Here is an 18,711-nt window from a genome sequence, read left to right on the forward strand (position 1 = left end):
CAATGGCGGACCTAGACGAAAGTATAGGATAGAAAATGCTTTCCCGAAGATGAATGGGATTTTCCCCTATTGATTGTGCGCAATCAGTATTCGATGCGTACCTTGTTCGCGCACGAACGGGCGCGATCGCGCGCCTCGTCGAGGTTCTCGCCTCGGGCCAGCGCCACGCCCAGGCGTCGTTTGCCGTGTATCACCGGCTTGCCGAACAGATGCAGATAGGTCTGCGGCGCGGCGAGGGCGTGGTCAAGCCCCGCGTAGCGTAGACGGTCGCTTTCGCCGTCGCCGAGAATCACCGCCGAGGCCGACGGGCCGTACTGGCGGATGGTCGGGATCGGCAGCTCGAGGATGGCGCGGGCATGCAGGGCGAATTCGGACAGATCCTGGCTGGCCAGCGTGACCAGCCCGGTGTCGTGCGGCCGCGGCGAGACCTCGGAGAACCAGACCCGGTCGCCGGCCACGAACAGTTCCACCCCGAACAGGCCGCGGCCGCCGAGCGCGGCGGTGATCGCGCCCGCCTGGCGTTCGGCTTCTGCCCGCGCGGCATCACTCATCGGCTGGGGCTGCCAGGACTCGCGATAGTCGCCGTCGACCTGGCGATGGCCGATGGGGGCACAGAAACTCGTGCCGCCAGCGTGTACCACGGTCAGTAGGGTGATCTCGTAATCGAATTCGACGAAGCCCTCGACGATGATGCGCGTGCCGGCACCTCGACGACCGCGGCCGCCGGACTGCGAGTGGCGCCAGGCCGCGTCTATGTCAGCTGCCTCGCGCAGCGTGCTCTGGCCCTTGCCGGAGGACGACATCACCGGCTTGACCACGCAGGGCAGGCCGATCGCCTCGATCGCGGCGCGGTAGTCGGCCTCGGTCTCGGCGAAGCGGAAGGGCGATGTCGGCAGGCCGAGCTCGTCGGCGGCCAGGCGGCGTATGCCCTCGCGATCCATGGTCAGCCGGGTCGCCCGGGCCGTGGGTACCACGCGATGGCCTTCGGCCTCGAGTTCGATCAGGGCCTCGGTGGCGATCGCCTCGATCTCGGGCACGATCAGCGCCGGCGCCTCGGCCTCGACTACGGCGCGCAGCGCCGCCGGATCGTTCATCTCCAGCACCTGCCAGCGGTGCGCGACGGCCATGGCCGGGGCGCTGGCGTAGCGGTCGACGGCGATCACCTCGCAGCCCAGCCGCTGCAGTTCGATGGCGATCTCCCGGCCGAGCTCGCCGGCGCCGAGCAGCATCACCCGCGTGGCTGTATCCGAACAGGGGGTGCCGATGGCGTGCATGCGAAGGCGTCCGGGGGCGGTGATCCGAATACTGCATTGTCGCCGAGCGCCCCGGGCGGCGAAAGCCGTTCGCCGAGGTTTCCGCATACGCGGCGCCGCATTAGACTGTCGCGCATGAACGCTCCCCTATCCGGTTTTCGCGTCGTCGACACGACCGCCATGGTGTCCGGGCCACTGGCGACCATGCAGCTCGCCGATCAGGGTGCGGAGGTGCTCAAGATCGAGCGCCCCGACGTCGGCGACTACACGCGGCTGGCGTCCAACCGGCGCCACGGTTTCTCGGCGAGCTATCTCAACAACAACCGCAACAAGCGCTCGGTGGCGCTGGATCTGAAATCCGAGGCCGGCGTCGCCGCGCTGAAGGCCCTGTGTGCCGACGCCGATGTGTTCGTCCAGAACTTTCGTCCGGGCGTGGCCGAGCGCATGGGCATCGGCGAGGACGCGATCCGCGCCGTCGCCCCGGACATCGTTTATTGTTCGATCAGCGGCTTCGGCGAGAACGGGCCCTATGCCGGCTATCCGGTCTACGATCCGCTGGTCCAGGCGTTGTCGAGCCTGGCCAGCATCCAGGGCGGCTCGGACGAGGCCCGCCCGCGGCTGGTGCGCACGATCGTGCCGGACAAGCTCACCGGCTATGTCGCCGCCCAGGCGATCACGGCGGCGCTGCTCGCACGGGCCGGCGGCGCGCCCGGCCAGCACGTGCGGGTGTCGATGCTCGACGCCGTGATCGATTTCCTCTGGCATTCCGACATGAACAGTCAGACCTTCGTCGGCGATGAATTCGACCAGGCGCGGGCGGCGAGCTTCATCGATCTCATCTACGAGACCACCACCGGCTACATCAGCGTGGCGGTCCAGACCGATCGCGAGTGGCAGGCGCTGATCGCGGCCCTCGACAAGCCCGAGTGGAACGACGACCCGCGTTTCGCCACGCCGGCCGATCGCCAGGACAACATCGACGCCCGGCTGGCACTGACGCAGGAGGCGCTGGCCACCGACAGCGCCGCGCACTGGCTGGCGCGACTGTCCGAGTTCGGGGTGCCCTGCGCGCCGGTGCTCACCCGCACGGAGCTCATCGACGACGAACAGATCGCGGCCAACGCGATCCTGATCGAGACCGACCACGACCAGGCCGGGCGCCTGCGCCAGGCGCGGCCGGCCGCGCGGTTCTCGGCGATGCCGGTGGACGACCCGCGCGGCGCGCCGGCCCTCGGCGCCGACACCGCCGCCGTGCTCGCCGAGCACGGCTACGACGCCGCCGCCATCGCCGAGCTGTTCGACACCGGCGTCGCCGGCGGGGCCTACCGCAGCGGAGGAGACGAACGATGATCGATCTCTACTACTGGCCCACGCCCAACGGCTGGAAGGTCTCGATCATGCTCGAGGAGTGCGGGCTGGACTATCGGCTGGTGCCCGTGGATATCAACGCCGGCGACCAGTTCGCGCCTGCCTTCCTGGCGATCTCGCCGAACAACCGCATGCCCGCCATCGTCGATCACGATCCGGCCCCGGCCTATGGCGGCGAGCCGTTGCCCATCTTCGAGTCCGGCGCCATCCTCCGCTATCTCGCGGAGAAGAGCGGCCAATTCATGCCGACGTCGCCGCGGCTGGCCAAGGAAATCGACGAGTGGCTGTTCTGGCAGGTCGGCAATCTCGGGCCGATGGGCGGCCAGATGAGCCATTTCGTCAACTATGCCCGTGGCGACCACGCCTACGCGCTGTCGCGTTACCGCGGCGAGTATCACCGCTGCCTGGGCGTGCTCGAGCGGCGTCTGGCCGGCCGCGACTGGCTGGTCGGCGAGTGCTACAGCGTGGCCGACATCATCAACTGGCCGTGGGTGCTCATCGCCAAGGCGATGGGACAGCCGCTGGACGATTTCCCGAACGTCGCCGCCTGGCGGGCACGCGTCAAGGACCGTCCCGCGGTCCAGCGCGGGGTCGATCTCGGCAAGGAGATGCGCGGCGGTCAGCCGAAATCCGAGGCCGCCCGCGCGCGCCTGTTCAACCAGACCGCGGATACCGTGCGACCGGACGCCGACTGAGCCGGCGCGTCATTCACTCGAGAGGATTTCATGTTCGCATTCGTCAAGGCATTCATTGCCGGTTTTCTCGCCGTGCTGAGCTTTCACCAGGGCGCCGTCTGGCTGCTGGACTTTCAGGGCGTGATCGACGCCACGCCCTGGAACATGACGCCGGTGCCGCCGTTCGGCGTGCCTGCGGTGATCTCGGCGGCGCTGTTCGGCGGGCTGTGGGGCATGCTGCTGTGGCTGCTCATCCGCAATGCCCTGGCGGCCGGCTATTACGTCGGCGCGATCATTCTCGGTGCCGTCTTTCCCAGTCTGGTGGCGTTGACGCTGGTGAGCTGGCTCAAGAACGGCCAGGACGTCGAGGCGCTGGTCGAGGGGCTGACGCTGCCGCGCATCGGCGTGGCCCTGGCCGTCAACGGCGCCTGGGGGCTCGGGCTCGCGGTGTTCATGCGGGTGATGCACCCGCCGCGCTAGCGCCGTGGGCGGGCGGTGCCGGCGCCGCGGTCGAGTCGCCGGCGCGAGCTCGCCGTGGGTCGACGATCCGTCTTCGATCCCGCGGCGGCTGCACCCGACGGGCCGGCCGACACAATGGCCTTACGAGCGCGCTCCGGCTCTGCTCGGCTCGTGCAGCCGCATTGCTGCTATCGCGGGATCCGCCAGGCCGGGCGCTGTCCTTTGCCCGCTGGGCTCAGACCGCCTCGACGCTCCGCGCCTCGCTCTGTTGCCGGGGCAGGCTGAGTACGAAACGGGTCCGGCTGTCCTGACCCCCGCGGTCGGCGATCACCAGGTCGCCGCCATGGCTGCGGGCCAGTGATCGGCTCACCGATAGCCCCAGACCCAGCCCGTCCGCCTTGGTGGTGTTGAAGGGCTCGAAGGGGTCGATGTCGGATTCGACGCCCGGACCGTTGTCCGAGACCTCGATGTCGACGGTGTCGTCCGTACCGGTCACCTGCACGCGCACGAGGCGGAGTTCGTCGCTCGGGGCGTCCGCGAAGGCGTCCGTGGCGTTCTCGATCAGGTTGCGCAGGATCTGCTGGGCGAATATCCGGTCCAGCGGCAGTTCGATGTTGTCCAGTTCGCTGGCGGGTGGGCCTTCGTAGCGAACCTGTCGGCTGCGCAGGGCGGGGTCGAGCAGCTGGTGGATGTCATTGATCAAGGGCGCCAGGCGCTGCTGCTTGAGCGTGGGCTTGCCTTCACGGGCGAAATCGCGCAGATGGCGCAGCGTGTCCACTGCGCGTGCGATCTCCTGGTCGGCGTTCGCCAGCGGCGTCGCATCGGCCATGTCGGCGCTCTGACGCGCCTCGGCGATATAGTTGCGGGCCGCCGTCAAAGGTTGGCTGATGTCGTGTGCCAGGCCCGTGCCGAGCGCGGCGAACGCGCTCATGCGTTCGCGCGCATCGATCACCGTATGCAGCCGGCTGATGCGATCGTTGGTCTCGATTCGATCGGTGATGTCGAGCGCGAAGCCCGCCAGGCGGTAGATTTCGCCATCGTCGTCGTGCACGACCCAGGCGCGGTCGCGTATCCAGCGGATCTCGCCGTCGGGGCGGTTGATGCGGAAGACCTTGTCGTAGTCGCCGTTGCGGGCATCGCGCTTGAAGGCCTTGAGCACCTCCTGACGGTCGTCGTCGTGCACCCAGGCGAGGCGTTTGCCCGGATCCTCGTAGAGGGATTCACAGGTCTGGCCCCAGATATGCTCATAGGCCGGGCTGATGTAGACCAGCTGGTCGCCCGCCGGGTTGGTCATCCAGAACACCTCGCGGATGTGTTCGGCGAGCTCCCGGAAACAGCGCTCGTTGTTCTGGGCGGCCTCGCATCGGGCGCGCTCCTCGGTCAGATCCTTTTCCAGCTGATGGATGCGTTCCCGGGCCTGGTCCAGATCTGCGATCGGTTCGGGCGCCTGCGTGTCGGACGTCGTGTTGCTCATGGCTTGCCTGTGCTGGATGTCGGGCGCCGTAGGCGTGTACGACGCAATATGTTGGCGCGCGGGTTGTTTTTGACGGGCATTTAATTTAAAAAGAGCATCCTGCTCGCCTGATTGATCGATTGCCGGAACGCTTCATGAGCTCACGTACCAGTGTTCATATCGTGGACGACGACGCGAGCGTGCGTGAGTCGTTGAAATCATTGATGAGTAAATCCGGCTTCGATGTGCACTGCTATTCCAGCGCGGACGCCTTTCTGGCTCATAGCGCCGAAGTCGACGGCTGCGCGCTCGTCGATCTGCGCCTGCAGGGCATGGACGGGCTCGAGCTGCAGCGGGAGCTCATCGCCCGCCGCGTGCCCGTGAGTGTGATCATGATGAGTGCCTACGGCGATGTCGAGCACGCGGTTTCGGCCATGCGCCTCGGCGCCGTCGATTTCGTCGAGAAGCCGTTCGACCCGCAGCTGCTGCTGCAGAAGGTCTCCACGCTGACCGACGCGGATGCCGATGCCGAACGCGGCCAGCGCGACGCGCGTCAGCACGCCTCGCTGATCGATACTCTCACGCCGCGCGAAAAGCAGGTCCTGCAGATGATCGTCGACGGGCTCGCGAACAAGCAGGTCGCCGGCCGGCTCGGCATCAGCGCGCGTACGGTGGAAACACACCGCGTGCACATCATGCAGAAGCTGGGGGCGGAATCGCTGCCGCATCTGGTGCGGATCTGGCTCACCGCCGGGCACTACGTGGAGATGCCGGAAACGCCCTCCTGAAGGTCGCGCCCGAGCGGACACGAAAACGCCGCCGGCAATGAATGTCGGCGGCGCTCTCGACGTATCGTCGTATCGACCGACAGCGCTACAGCTTGGGTCCGCGCCCGCGGACCGCGTTGGACACCAGGGCGATGACGAACAGCACCAGGAAGATGAAGAACAGTATCTTGGCGATGCCCGCGGCGCCCGAGGCGATGCCGCCGAATCCGAAGATTGCGGCGATGATGGCGATGATGAAGAAAGTGACGGCCCAGCCCAGCATATTCGGTCTCCGGTTCGAATTGATGCACACGCATTGATCGCGTGCACGCGGCAGGGCGCTCGGTCGACGAGCTGCCCGGCAGCCGTCGGCGTCACGTGGTCTCCGCGCGCCACTGCATTATGAACGAGAATCGGCGGCGCCCACCATGTCCGGTGGTCGACGACGTCAATTCCCCAGCTGTTTGTCGAGCTGCTTCGCGATCCAAGTGCTGTCGTGCTGCGCCCAGTTCCGGTCGATGGTATGGGCCACCGAGCGGTTCATCGGGGCATCGATCTGCTCGCGAAGCCGCCCGAGAAAGGCGGGCTCGGCCACCAGAACCAGATGCCTGAAAGCGGTATCGTTGAAGCCCGACTTCAGCCGTTCGGCGATCTGCCGGGCGAAGATGTCCGCATGTTTTTCCATCGTCGTGGTCTGCGGATCCGACTGCCGCTCGCCTTCGCCGGCCTGGTCGTGGCTCGTGCCCTTGCCGCCGGTACGCAGGTCTCCTTCGTGGGCCCGCGACTGGGGATGCTCGAGCGTGTCCACGGTTTTCAGCGCGCCGTGATCGCCGCCACGCGAGAAGATGCGCGCACGCGACGCATCCGCGACCAGTATCCATTGTTCGGCCATGGTCGGCCTCCGCTTTGACGAGTGACCGGGCGACGCGATGCCTCGCGCCGCCCGGGCCGGGGCCCGGCGTTACGCCGAACGCCGGACGGGGGTGTCGATATACGGATCGTGCATCTGCAGCGGTTCCGGCGTATCGCGGTTGGCGAGGAACGACGGCCGCGGATTGTCGGCTGCGAACGGCTCGACCAGGGCGTTCTCGACGCTGTTGTAGACGAAGAACAGGTTCGAGCGCGGCCAGGGCGACATGTTCGAGTTCGACGCATGCAGCACGTTGCACTCGAACAGCAGCAGCGAGCCCGCGGGGCCCTTGGGCGCGGCGATGCCACCGCGATTGACCAGGTCCTGCAAATTCTTCTGGCTCGGGACGCCGGCCTCCTGCGCCTTGAGCGAGCTCTTCCAGTTGTCGTCCGGCGTGGCGCCCTGGCAGGGCACGAACTGGTGGTGCGAGCCCGGAATGAGCATCAGCGGGCCGTTGAACTCGTTGTTGTCGGTGAGCATGATCGACGCGCTGATGGCGCGCATGCGCGGCATGCCGTCCTCGGCGTGCCAGGTTTCGAAATCCGAATGCCAGTCGAAGCCAGCACCCTGGAAGCCGTACTTGTCGTTGATGCGCGACTGATGGATATAGACGTCGCCTCCGAGCAGCTGGCGCACCATGCCGAGAATGCGCGGATCGCGCGTGAGTTCGGCGAAGCGGCTCGAGATGCGGTGCATGTCGAACACCGAACGCACGGCGCCCGATTTCGGATCGCGCACCACGCCGTCCTTCTTGAGTAGATCCTCGTCGCGGCTCATGTCCTCGAGCTCCTCGAAGAACGGCGCCATACGTTCCTGGGAGAAGAAGCCCTCGAACCAGAGAAAGCCGTCGCGCTCGAAGTTCGACAGTGCGACCTCGCCGAGCGGGCCGTTCCAGCGGCTGTCCGACGGCGAGTGGACCACCGGATCGCGACGCATGTAGCGCGGCTCGGGCTGCGCTGTGCGGGTGATGTAGTCGTCCTGTTGCATAGCGTTCATCCTCTTTCCATCGTCGGAGGCGTCACGGGGCGCCGCGCGGCTGGCGCGCGGGCGCGGTCTCAGAAGCGGCGCTCGAACTCGCGCAGTTTCTCGTCGGCCGCTTCCTTCGTGTCGCCGTACTTTTCCTGAATCTTGGCGAGCAGGTTCTGGCGCCGGCCCTGCACTTCCTCGACGTCGTCGTCGGTCAGGCGGCCCCAGTGCTCGCGGACCTTGCCCTTCATGCGGTCCCACTTGCCCTCGAACTGGTCTTCGTTCATGACGGCTCCTTGCTGTTCGCCGTGTGTGTGCCTGTAAGCTATGCGCGTGGCGGAGACCTCTCAATCCGGGCTTTTACGTAAGCACCTTCCGTGTTTTATCGCGCCGTTGCGTCGCCCGGGCAGGCCGCGGCGGGCCACTCGCGGGAGACCGGGTTAAACGCGTAAGCTCGCGGTTCCACCCAACCGTTTCATTGGCCCATGACACAGTCTCAGCAGATGAGTTCGGCCGCGCAGGCGCTTTTCGAGGCGCACGTGGCCTTCGAGCTGTCGCAGTGGCGCGGCGACGCGGCGCCGCAGGCGTTGGAAGCCGAGGTCGATGCCTTCTGGCGTTGGGCGCAGGCCACCGCGCTCACCGACGTGATCGACGCCGACACCGTGGCCGCGACGGCCGAGCGGTTGGCGCTGGATATGCCGCTGCCGGATCGTCTGGCCGCGGTCATCGGCACGATCGTGGACGATCTGATCCGGCTCGACGTCAATCGCCGCACGCGGGTGCAGGACGTGATCGATCAGACCCTTTTCGATGACGGCGTGGCGCTGTTCATCGAACTCGAAGAGCTGCGCGCCCGCCTGATCGAGCGTGCCCTCGACAGCCCGGTCTACTCGGCGCTGGCCTCCGATGTCCTGTACCAGGGCATCAAGGACTACATCTTCTCCGACACCGGCGCGATCAAGTCGATCCCCGGGGTGTCGTCACTGATCAAGGGCTCGACGAGTGCGATCGGTCGGCGCATGCCGGGGCTGGAGGAGCAGGTCGAAAAGCGCGTGCGCGCCTATATCGAGAACAACACCATGAAGACGCTGGCGCGCAGCCAGCAGCGCATGATCGAATCGCTCGACGCCGAGCGCATCCGTGCCATCGCCGACGAGATCTGGCAGGAGATTCACGATCGGCCGCTGGCTCCCGGCGAGGTGATCGACACCCATGAGCTGCAGACGCTCGTCGACTACGGCCTGCGCATCTGGCAGGAACTGCGCCAGACCGAATACGTCGGCCAGCTCGTGGATTCCGGCGTGCGTTCGTACTTCGCGCATTACGGCGACGCCTCGATTGCCGAACTGCTGGGGCACGTGGGCATCGACCGCGACCTGCTGTGCCGCGAGGCCGCCACGCTGGCCCCCGACGTCATCGAGGGCCTGGCCGACACCGGACTGCTGGAAGCCTTCATCCGCCGCCGGCTGGCCGCTTTCTACGGATCGGACGCCTGCGAACAGGCGCTGGCGGCCGGCCGCTAGCCGCCGAGGATCCGGGCCATGAAGGCCGGCTGCGCGAAGGCGGCGGTGTGGACGGCCGGCGTGTAATAGAACGTCTCGAAGGCCGGCGCGGATTCGGGTGCGCGCAGCGCGCCCGGGTCGCGGGCGGCCAGCGTGGCCGACCACCAGCCGGTGGGGTAGGTCGGCTGCGGGAAACCCAGCAGGTGCGTGTCGGCGAAGCCCGCGCCTGCAAGGCCGGCGTGCATCGAGCCGATCAACTCGCCGTGGACCAGCGGCGACTCGCTCTGCTGCACCAGCAGGCCGCCGGCGGCGAGCACGCGGTGGCACTGGCGATAGAAGGCTTCGTTGAACAGACCCTCGGCGGGGCCGATCGGGTCGGTGCTGTCGATGATGATCAGATCCACCGAGGCGTCCGGCGCGTTCTGCATCCAGGCGACGCCATCCTCGAAGGCGAGGGTCGCGCGCGGATCGCCGTTGGATTCGCACAGGGCCGGGAAATACTGTTCCGCCACCCGGGTCACGCGTTCGTCAATCTCGATCTGCGTGGCGCGCTCGACGCTATCGTGCTTGAGCACTTCACGCAGGGTGCCGCAGTCGCCGCCGCCGATGATGACGACGCGCTTTGCCGCGCCGTGGGCGAACAGCGCCGGGTGGGTCATCATCTCGTGATAGATGAAATTGTCGCGGTCGGTGAGCATCACCAGTCCGTCGATCGTCAGCAGCCGGCCGAAGGTCTCGGTCTCGTGGACCGCGATCGTCTGGTAGGGCGAGGTTTCCTCGTGCAGCGTCTGCCGCAGCCTGAGGGCGAGCCCCATGCCCAGCGTGTCGCTGGTTTCGGTATACCAGTGGCGATCCAGTACCATGCGCGTGTCGTCCCGCCGTAGACGGCGTCTGTCGAACCCAGGACGCGCAGTATAAAAGATGGACCGCTCTCATGACCCGGCCTGGTGCCTCGACGATGCCCGCGCCCTGTACCGCGTGGCCACGTGGAGCGAGGGCTATTTCGATATCGGCGCGGCCGGCACGCTCGAGGCCCGGCCCCGCCCCGGCGCGCCCGCGATCGATCTCGATGCGCTGACCGACGAGATCCAGCAGGCCGGGCTGCGGCTGCCGGTGCTCGTGCGCTTCACCGACATCCTGGGCGATCGCATCAACCGGCTCTGCGACGCCTTCGCCGCGGCCTGCGAGCGCCACGCCTACGCCGGCCGCTACACCGTGGTCTACCCGGTCAAGGTCAATCAGCAGCGGGCCGTGGTCGAGCACCTGGTCGCCGCCGGCGGCTCCCGTGCCGGCCTCGAGGCCGGCAGCAAGCCCGAGCTCATGGCCGTGCTCGCGCTGGCCGAGCCGGGCAGCACGATCGTCTGCAACGGGTACAAGGACCGGGCGTTCCTGCGTCTGGCCCTGGCCGGGCAACAGATCGGCCACCGCGTCTACATCGTGGTCGAGAAGCCGTCGGAACTGGCACCGATCGCCGCGCTCGCCGATACGCTGGGCGTGCGCCCCCGGCTGGGCCTGCGCGTGCGCCTGGCCAGCGTCGCCGCCGGCCACTGGCAGAACACCGGCGGCGAGAAGTCCAAGTTCGGTCTGACCGCCGATCAGGTCGTCGCCGCCATCGACCAGCTGGCGACACTGGGCTATGCCGATTGCGTGCGCATGCTGCATGTGCACGTCGGTTCCCAGGTCGCCGACCATGCGGCGCTGGCCCGCGCCATGGAGGAGACCGCGCATCTCTATCGCGCCCTGCGCGAACTCGGCGCGCCGGTGGACTGCGTGGACGTCGGCGGCGGGCTGGCGGTGGACTACGAAGGCCGCGGCGCGCGTTCGTTCTGTTCGATGAACTATGGCGTGCCCGACTACGCCGAACTGGTGGTGGGGGCGCTGGCCCGGGTCTGCGGCGACGCCGGCCTGCCGCAGCCCGATCTGATCAGCGAATCGGGGCGGGCGCTGACCGCCCACCACGCCGTGCTGCTCACCCAGGTCATCGACAGCGAATCGCCGCTCGCGGCGGCCGCGGCCACGCTCGACGACAGCCTGTCGCCGAGCGCCCGGCTCGATCGCGTCCAGGCGCGGCTGGCCGATACCCAGCGCCGCTTCACCGCCGGCGAGATCGGACTCGTCGAGCGCGCCGCGGCCGAGCGCGAGGCCGTCGCCGTTCACCGCGCGATCGCCGCGATCGAGCCCGCGGGCGCGGACGACCGGGCCGCGGTCACCGCCGCCCGCGACAAGCTCGCCAGCAAGTACTTCGTCAACTTCTCGGTGTTCCAGTCGGTGCCCGACGTGTGGGCGCTGGACCAGGTCTTTCCGGTGATGCCGCTGTCGCGCCTGGACGAGCGCCCGACCGAGCGCGCCCGGCTGTGCGATCTCACCTGCGACTCGGACGGCCGCATGGACCGCTACGTCGACGACGACGGCCTCGACGCGAGCCTGCCGCTGCACGCCCTCGAGCCGGGCAGTCCCTATCGCCTCGGCATCTTCCTGGTCGGGGCGTACCAGGAGAATCTCGGCGACATGCACAACCTGTTCGGCGACACCGATGTGGTCAACGTCGAGATCGACGGCGAGGGCTGGCGTCTGGCCGGGGCCGAGCAGGGCGATCGCGCCGACGAGCTGCTGCGCTATGTGCATTTCGAACCGGAGGCCCTACGCGTGGCCTATCGCCGCAAGCTCGCGGCGGCCGGTCTCGGCGCCGAGGCCCGCCGCGAGACCGAAGCCCTGCTCGAGGCCGGCCTGGCCGGCTATACCTACCTGCTCGACGGGTAGCCGTCGTCCACGCGTCGTCGGGCCCGGCGCTGCCCCTTCAAGATCCGGCACGGCGCGGCGCTCCGGTGTGGGCGTGACGCGGCGACGGCCCGTCCGGCGGTCGCCCACAGCCTGTTTCGGTTGCTCCCTTGCGGTTCAGTGACTCACTGCGCGAGCACCGGCACCGTGGTCCGCCGGCCGGCCGGTCCGCGTCGACGCCGTACCGTGCCTTTGACGCCCAGGCCGGCCTTCGGGGAGACGGAGCCCGATGGGGCCGCTAGTTGCCGGAGATCGTGAAGGTCGCCCGCGGTCGGGCCGCCTCGCTGCGCTCGACCACCGGTTCGCGGGTGGTGATGCGGTCCGGGTTGACGTTGCGCGCGGCCAGATAGTCACGCACCGCCTCGCCGCGCAGGCGCGCCAGTTCGCGCAGGTCGAGCGCGTTCTGCACGTCGACCTCCTCGCCGTGGAACAGCGCCATGCCGTCGCGGTCGCCCGGTACCGCGTGCCCGGTCACGGTCAGCTCGATGGACGTATCCTCGCGCATGGCCTGGGCCAGGCGTGCGAGATAGAGCCGGTCCTCGGATTGCACGTAGTGTTTGCCGGACACGAAGATCACCGGCCGGGAGGCCAGCGAACGCGTCAGGTCCATCATCGCGTTCTTGGCGCGATTGAGCAGCCCGACCGGCGAGTAATCGCTGGTGAGCGCGGTGCGCAGGCCGGCCAGAATCGCCTCGCGCACGAGATTGCGGATCGAGAAGTAGGGGTTACTGACATCGCCCAGTATGGCGGTCTCGAAGTTGATGAGATCGTCTTGGCCGCGCACCAGCGCGAGCGCGGTGTCCATGTTGATGCCGAAGGCGATCTCCGTGGCCTGGCCGCCATCGTCGGCGAGCCGGAAATTGGCCAGCGTGGTGTCGAGGTTGCCATCGAGTTCGCCGTTCGTGGCGTCGATCGAGAGCGTGCCGTCGGCGACGCCGCCGGCGATGCGTCGACCCAGCGCGGCGTTCATGTACCCGGACAGCGGGGGCAGCGCGAGCGAGCGCAGCCAGGCATCCGCCTCCATGTCGAGCCCGCCGCGGCCCATCGGCGAGACCTCGCCGCGGCTGTCGAGGTGGCCGTAGGCGCCGACGTCCAGAGCCAGGCGGTACTCGGCGCGGTTGTCGGTCTGGCCGGTGTCCAGGTTCTCCAGCACGAAGTTGATGTTGGCGCCGTTGAGTGCGACGTCCGGCGTCACCGAGACGTCGTGGAACTGGATGCGCGGCCCGGAAACGCCGAGATGATCGAGCGCGAAGGTCGAGCCCGGGTCCGAGTCCGCGCCGCCCTCGGAGTCGCCGTTGGTCCCGCCGGTTGCGTCCGACGCGCCGCCGCCGAAGAATTCGGAGATCACGCCCATGCCGCCGCCGTCCCGCCGCAGATGGATATCGGCGTCTGCGATGTCGAGATCGGCGAGACGATAATGGCGCAGATCGGTCAGGCGGAACCGGCGGGCCGTGCCGGTGACGGCCTCGAGCACGGCCACGTCGGTGTTCGTGTCGCCGAGCAGGCGCAGGCCGCTGGTCTCCAGCGACTCGAGTGCGATGTCGTCGAGGCCGTCGATCGACAGGTGCTTGGCGTAGCCCTGCAGCATCGACACCCAGGCCGCGTCGATGGCGGTGTTCATGACCGCGAACTCGTGCCCGTCGACGTCGCCGTCCACGCTCAGGCGCAGCGTGTCGCCGGCGGGCTGCTCGGCGTACTCGCCGTTGAACACGATGCGCTGGCTCGTGATGGCGAGGTCGGCGCCGGCGATGCTCGTGCGGGCCTCGCTCGCGATGACGCGGCCCCGGGCCCGGCGGGCGGTCAGTGCGGCCATGTCCAGCGAGAAGTCGCCGTGCCATTCCAGGGTGTCGGCAGTGAAATCGCCGCTTTCCGGTACGCGAAAGGCGAAGTCGGCGCTGGACAGCGTGCCGTCGGTCTCGATGCGCGTGGCCGCGCCGTCGGCGACCGTATGGGTGGTGCCTTGCCAGTCGAGGTTCGTGCCGTCGATGGTCAGGCTGTCGCCGACGGCCAGGGTGAGTGCTTCGGCCTGCAGGCGGCCGTCGCTGTCCACGGTGGTCGCCTCCGCCGCGAGGGTGGTGGCGGTGGTGCCCTGCCATTCGAAGCCGGGGCTTTCGAAGCGCGTCCCGCCGCTGGCCGAGAGCGTGGACTCCCCGGCCGTCAGCCGGCCGTCGGTCTCGATGCGCGGGCCTGCGGCGGCGAACGTGGTCGTGCTCGTACCCTGCCAATGCGCCTGGGGTTGGCGTAGCGAGAAGCCGGCCGGGCCGCGGATATCCAGCCCGGTGGCATCGAGGGCACTGTCGGTGGTGATGCGGCCGGGGGCGCCCTCGGCCGTGGCGATGTCGATGCGGGTCGTGCCGCGGCTGTCGAAGCGATCGGCGTGCAGGCGGGTGTCGCTGCCGGACGTCAGGCTCATGTTTTGCCCGGAGAGCGTGCCGTCGAGCCCCGCGCGGATGCCGTCGGCGGTCAGCGTGGTGCGCGTGCTGCCCTGCCAGTGGGCGCTGTCCGCTTCGAGGCCGCTCGAGCCGCCGGCCTGCAGATCGAGATCGGCGGTGTCCAGCCGGCCGTCGGTCTCGATCGAGCCGGGTTCGCCGTCGGCCCGCATGAGGCGCATGGTCACCCGGCCCGACCAATCGGCCTGTCGACTGGCCGCCGTGACCCCGTCGCCCAGGGCCAGGCGCGAGTCGCGCCATTCGGCCTCGCCTTCGACGTCCATGTCGAGGCCGCTGTCGGCCCGATAGCGCAGATCGACGCGCTGCTCGGCGTCGAGCCGGCCGGTGAAGGTCTTGAGGCCGCCGCGCCGGGCGACCGGGCTCAGCAGCTCCAGCCGCAGAGCGTTCGTCTCGATCTCGAATTGCGCGCTGAGCTCGTCGCCGAACGGCACCACGCGTCCCTCGAGGCCGATGCGGCCTTCGCCCACCGTCATGTCGGCGTCCACCGACACCGTATTGTCGGTCTGCCAGGTCACCAGGTCGCGGGCGCCGGACTGGTCGAACACGATCTCGCGGTCGATGGCCGGCTGGTCGCCGATCTCCGGCTGCCGGTAGTGCAGGGCGAGGCCGTCGACCGTGAGCCGGTGCAGCGCGAACCCCCAGCCGCCGCCTCCGTCGCTGCTGCCGCCGCCCGTCACGGGCACGCCGGCCACGCGTAGGTTGTTGTCCGCGGTCCGCCGGATGTCGATCGTGGCCTCCTCGAGGGCGAACCGGGACAGGCTGATCCGCTTGGATAACAGCGGCGGATAGTCGATCGACACCGCCAGCCGGCCGATCTCGAAGCCGTCGCCGGCGTCCGTTTCGCCGCGGGCGTTTCGATACTCGATACGGCCCGTGAACAGATTGACGTCGACCGCGTCGATGGTCGCGGTCACCCCCTGGGTCGACAGATAATGGATCGTCAAGGCGCGCGCCGCGTGGGGCGCGCCAATGATCACCGCGGCGATGACGACGGCGAGGGCGGCGAGCGCGTAGAGAATGCGGCGCAGGCCGCGGGTGAGTGTCATCCGAAGGGTCGATTGGCCGCGTCAGCACAAGAGCCTATCATCGGCCTCTGGTTTTCCGACACGTTTCAACGCAGGGCACAACATGAACACCGCTTTCATCGGTCTCGGCGGCATGGGCCACGGCATGGCCGCCAATCTCCACAAGGCCGGGCTGCTGACGGCCGTCTACAACCGCACCGCGGAAACGGCCAAGGCTTTCGCGGACAGCTACGGCGTCAAGGCCGTCGCCGACCCGGCGGATGTCGCCGCCGAGGCCGAGGCGATCGTGCTCTGCGTGAGTGCCGACGCCGATGTGCTCGCCATGGTGGACGCGATCGTCGACGGTCTGACCGAGCGGCACGTGGTCATCGACTGCTCGACGGTCGCCAGCGACACCGCCCGCGAGGCCGCCGAGCGCGTGGCCCGCAAGGGTGCGGCCTTCGTGGACGCGCCGGTCTCCGGCGGCACCGAGGGCGCCGAGAAGGGCACGCTCTCGATCATGGTCGGCGCCGACGAGGCGGTCTTCGAGCGCGCGACGCCGGTGCTGGAGGCCATGGGCGCGAGCATCACCCACATGGGCGGGGTCGGCAGCGGCCAGGCGACCAAGGCCGTCAACCAGATCCTCTGCGCCGGTATCAATCAGGCCGTCTGCGAAGGCATGCGCTTCGCCGCGGCGCTGGATCTGCCGCTGGAGAAGGTGGTGGATGTGGTCGGCTCCGGCGCGGCCGGCAACTGGTTCGTCAACCACCGTGGCAAGACCATGGTCCGCGATGTCTTCGATCCGGGCTTCAAGATGAAGCACCACTACAAGGATCTCGGCATCTGCCTGCACATGGCCGAGCTAAACGGCGGCAGCCTGCCGCTGTCGGCGGCCACGCGCGAGGAATACGAGCAGCTGATCGAAGACGGCTACGGCGAGGAGGACATCTCCGCGCTCTATCGCGCCCGGCGGGATCTGTTCGAACGCTAGCTCGACGGGCCGACGGGCCCGGCCGGTGGCGGTATGCTGCCGGCCGGGCGCCGCCGCGGCCGATGTCTACGGAAAAGCCGGCTTGTGCGGATCGGTGCCCTCGATGCGGGCGTCGGGATGGTTGTCACGGACCACGTTCTGGATCTCGTCCACCCGGCCGTCATCGACGTCGACCATCATCAGCACGCGGCCGTCGCGGATGGCCTGCTCGTACTGCTCGACCTTGGCGTTGTTGTGGCGGATGCCGATCATGCTCGAGACCCAGGCACCGAAGCCGGCGCCACCCAGGCCGGTTGCGGCGACCATGCCGCCGCCAACGGCGATACCGGCCGGCGGGAACGCCATCGCGGCCAGGCCGGCCAGAACCCCGGTGACGCCGCCCGCGGCCGCACCGCGTTCGGCCGATCCGGCCAGATCCGAGGTCTGGGAGACGCCGGCCTGCGGCAGGTCGCGGGTCTGGGCGTCCTCGCGCGCGACCACGTACATGTCGTTCTCGGTCACGCGTGCGAGCAGCAGATCGTCGACCACGCGCTGGGTGGTCTCGATATCGGGCAGCAGAAAATAGAGTCGGCGCTTCATACGGTTATCCGTTGTCGGAGCGATGTTCGTTGGACTCGTACGCCGCGTGTGTGTTCCGGGGATGCAGCCGCCGTGCTCAGAGCGTGTGACGGGCCCGGGCCGCGGCCGCGCGCACCTGCGCCGGGGCGGTGCCGCCGATGTGATCGCGGGCGGCGACGGAGCCCTCGAGGGTGAGCACCTCGTAGACGTCGGCGCTGATGTGTTCGGAAAAACCCTGCAGTGTGGCCAGATCCAGCTCGGCCAGGTCGCAGCCGACCCGGATCGCGTGCTGGACGCTCTGGCCCACGATCTCGTGGGCGTCGCGGAAGGCCACGCCCCGGCGCACCAGATAATCGGCCAGATCTGTGGCGGTGGCGAAGCCCTGGCGGGCGGCCTCGCGACAGGTGTCGGCGTAAACTGTGACGTGCGGCATCATGTCCGCATAGAGGGCCACGCTGGCCATGACGGTGTCGGCGACATCGAAGATCGGCTCCTTGTCCTCCTGATTGTCGCGGTTGTAGGCCAGCGGCTGGCCCTTCATCAGCGTGAGCAGCGAGACCAGATGGCCGTTGACGCGGGCGGTCTTGCCGCGGACCAGCTCGGCCACGTCGGGGTTTTTCTTCTGCGGCATGATCGACGAGCCCGTGCAGTAGCGGTCGGGTAGATCGACGAAACCGAAGGCCGGGCTCATCCAGAGCACCAGCTCTTCGGAGAAGCGCGACAGATGCGTCATCACGAGTGCGGCCGCGGAGACGAACTCGATGGCGAAGTCGCGATCCGAGACCGCATCCAGCGAGTTGTCGATCACGCTGTCGAAGCCGAGCTCCGCGGCGACCATCTCGCGATCGATGGGAAAGGTCGTGCCGGCGAGTGCGGCCGCGCCCAGTGGCAGGCGGTTCACGCGCGCCCGGACCTCGGCCAACCGCTCGCTGTCGCGGGCGAGCATGGCCTGCCAGGCCAGCATGTGGTGGCCGAAGGTCACCGGCTGGGCGACCTGCATGTGGGTGAAGCCCGGCATGATGGTGTCGGCCTCGCGCTCGGCCAGATCGACGAGCGCAGCGCGCAGCCGGGCCACCTCCGCGCTCAGCGCGTCGAGCCGGTCGCGCAGCCAGAGGCGGATGTCGGTGGCGATCTGGTCGTTGCGGCTGCGGCCCGTGTGCAGCTTCTTGCCGAGCGCGCCGATGTCCTCGGTCAGGCGCGCCTCGATGTTCATGTGCACGTCCTCGAGGGCCGGGTCCCAGACGAAGTCGCCCGCCCGGATGCGTTCGCCGATGGCCTCGAGCCCGGCCGCGGTGGCGTCGAACTCGGCGTCGGTCAGCACGCCCACGCGTGCCAGCATGCGCGCATGGGCGATGGAGCCGCGGATGTCGTGGGCGGCCAGCCGGGCGTCGAAGGATACCGACTCGGTGAAGGCCGCGACCCGGGCGTCCGGGCCCTCGGAGAACCGTCCGCCCCAGGTCTGATGACTGTCGCTGCTGCCCATGATGTCTCGCTCTGCCGCGGGTGCCGGCGCGCGAGTATAGCAACGCCGAGCGCCCGGGCCCGGCTTGACGCTCGCCCGGCGGGGTCGAACACTCG

The 18,711-nt window shown here is 68.6% G+C and carries 17 protein-coding genes; 7 read left to right on the plus strand and 10 right to left on the minus strand.

Going from position 1 to position 18,711, the window contains the following annotated elements:
• Positions 1-83: 83 nt before the first annotated feature.
• Positions 84-1,274, minus strand: coding sequence for a formate-dependent phosphoribosylglycinamide formyltransferase (purT, locus tag SAOR_RS06665; protein WP_123630744.1), 1,191 nt, complete (start codon positions 1,272-1,274; stop codon positions 84-86).
• 114 nt (positions 1,275-1,388) lie between these two features.
• Here purT and SAOR_RS06670 point away from each other — a divergent pair, with 114 nt between their 5' ends.
• From SAOR_RS06670 to SAOR_RS06680, 3 genes are read left to right on the plus strand one after another with little or no spacing between them, the layout of a single operon-like run.
• Positions 1,389-2,603 carry a CaiB/BaiF CoA transferase family protein gene (locus tag SAOR_RS06670; protein ID WP_123630745.1) on the plus strand — a complete coding sequence of 405 codons (1,215 nt, stop codon included), beginning with the start codon at positions 1,389-1,391 and terminating at the stop codon, positions 2,601-2,603.
• Positions 2,600-3,316, plus strand: coding sequence for a glutathione S-transferase family protein (locus SAOR_RS06675; protein ID WP_123630746.1), 717 nt, complete (start codon positions 2,600-2,602; stop codon positions 3,314-3,316). The genes SAOR_RS06670 and SAOR_RS06675 overlap by 4 nt, the downstream gene beginning before the upstream one ends.
• A 30-nt stretch (positions 3,317-3,346) precedes the next feature.
• Positions 3,347-3,775, plus strand: a complete 429-nt coding sequence (locus tag SAOR_RS06680) for a hypothetical protein (RefSeq protein WP_123630747.1) — start codon at positions 3,347-3,349, stop codon at positions 3,773-3,775.
• Between the two features lie 214 nt (positions 3,776-3,989).
• On the opposite strand, the gene SAOR_RS06685 is transcribed toward SAOR_RS06680, so the two are convergent.
• Positions 3,990-5,228, minus strand: a complete 1,239-nt coding sequence (locus SAOR_RS06685; protein ID WP_123630748.1) for a PAS domain-containing sensor histidine kinase — start codon at positions 5,226-5,228, stop codon at positions 3,990-3,992.
• A 134-nt stretch (positions 5,229-5,362) separates the two neighbouring features.
• Between SAOR_RS06685 and SAOR_RS06690 the strand changes: the two genes are divergently transcribed.
• Entirely contained in the window at positions 5,363-5,995 is a 633-nt protein-coding gene (locus SAOR_RS06690) for a response regulator transcription factor (protein ID WP_123630749.1), read from the plus strand.
• 85 nt (positions 5,996-6,080) lie between these two features.
• On the opposite strand, the gene SAOR_RS06695 is transcribed toward SAOR_RS06690, so the two are convergent.
• The 4 genes from SAOR_RS06695 to SAOR_RS06710 all read right to left on the minus strand — a co-directional run bounded on the left by SAOR_RS06695 (position 6,081) and on the right by SAOR_RS06710 (position 8,137).
• Positions 6,081-6,257 (minus strand): DUF1328 domain-containing protein, encoded by a 177-nt coding sequence (locus tag SAOR_RS06695; RefSeq protein WP_123630750.1) that lies wholly within the window; start codon positions 6,255-6,257, stop codon positions 6,081-6,083.
• A 165-nt stretch (positions 6,258-6,422) separates the two neighbouring features.
• A complete protein-coding gene (locus SAOR_RS06700; protein ID WP_123630751.1) occupies positions 6,423-6,866 on the minus strand; it encodes a host attachment protein in 444 nt (147 codons plus the stop codon).
• Between the two features lie 69 nt (positions 6,867-6,935).
• Complete coding sequence (gene thpD / locus SAOR_RS06705; RefSeq protein WP_123630752.1) at positions 6,936-7,871, minus strand: ectoine hydroxylase; 936 nt, start codon at positions 7,869-7,871, stop codon at positions 6,936-6,938.
• A gap of 68 nt (positions 7,872-7,939) precedes the next feature.
• Positions 7,940-8,137, minus strand: a complete 198-nt coding sequence (locus SAOR_RS06710; RefSeq protein ID WP_123591108.1) for a CsbD family protein — start codon at positions 8,135-8,137, stop codon at positions 7,940-7,942.
• Positions 8,138-8,335: 198 nt separating this feature from the next.
• Here SAOR_RS06710 and SAOR_RS06715 point away from each other — a divergent pair, with 198 nt between their 5' ends.
• The gene (locus tag SAOR_RS06715) at positions 8,336-9,373 is read left to right on the plus strand and encodes a hypothetical protein (RefSeq protein WP_123630753.1); all 1,038 of its coding nucleotides are present in this window, start codon (positions 8,336-8,338) and stop codon (positions 9,371-9,373) included.
• Here the strand turns inward: SAOR_RS06715 and speE are convergent.
• On the minus strand, positions 9,370-10,215 hold the full coding sequence (gene speE / locus SAOR_RS06720) for a polyamine aminopropyltransferase (RefSeq protein ID WP_123630754.1): 846 nt from the start codon (positions 10,213-10,215) through the stop codon (positions 9,370-9,372). The genes SAOR_RS06715 and speE overlap by 4 nt on opposite strands.
• Before the next feature lie 58 nt (positions 10,216-10,273).
• Between speE and speA the strand changes: the two genes are divergently transcribed.
• Complete coding sequence (gene speA / locus SAOR_RS06725) at positions 10,274-12,112, plus strand: arginine decarboxylase (RefSeq protein ID WP_123630755.1); 1,839 nt, start codon at positions 10,274-10,276, stop codon at positions 12,110-12,112.
• A 256-nt stretch (positions 12,113-12,368) separates the two neighbouring features.
• Here speA and SAOR_RS06730 read toward each other — a convergent pair whose 3' ends face one another.
• Positions 12,369-15,626, minus strand: coding sequence for a DUF748 domain-containing protein (locus SAOR_RS06730; protein ID WP_123630756.1), 3,258 nt, complete (start codon positions 15,624-15,626; stop codon positions 12,369-12,371).
• A gap of 82 nt (positions 15,627-15,708) precedes the next feature.
• Between SAOR_RS06730 and SAOR_RS06735 the strand changes: the two genes are divergently transcribed.
• The gene (locus SAOR_RS06735) at positions 15,709-16,575 is read left to right on the plus strand and encodes an NAD(P)-dependent oxidoreductase (RefSeq protein ID WP_123630757.1); all 867 of its coding nucleotides are present in this window, start codon (positions 15,709-15,711) and stop codon (positions 16,573-16,575) included.
• A gap of 66 nt (positions 16,576-16,641) precedes the next feature.
• Here the strand turns inward: SAOR_RS06735 and SAOR_RS06740 are convergent, their stop codons facing one another.
• The gene (locus SAOR_RS06740) at positions 16,642-17,154 is read right to left on the minus strand and encodes a DUF1269 domain-containing protein (RefSeq protein ID WP_123592158.1); all 513 of its coding nucleotides are present in this window, start codon (positions 17,152-17,154) and stop codon (positions 16,642-16,644) included.
• Between the two features lie 76 nt (positions 17,155-17,230).
• Positions 17,231-18,616: an argininosuccinate lyase gene (argH, locus tag SAOR_RS06745; RefSeq protein WP_123630758.1), complete on the minus strand. Its 1,386-nt coding sequence runs from the start codon at positions 18,614-18,616 to the stop codon at positions 17,231-17,233.
• Between the last annotated feature and the right edge of the window lie 95 nt (positions 18,617-18,711).

This window comes from Salinisphaera orenii subsp. orenii MK-B5, from assembly GCF_003788635.1.
Lineage (GTDB): Bacteria > Pseudomonadota > Gammaproteobacteria > Nevskiales > Salinisphaeraceae > Salinisphaera > Salinisphaera orenii.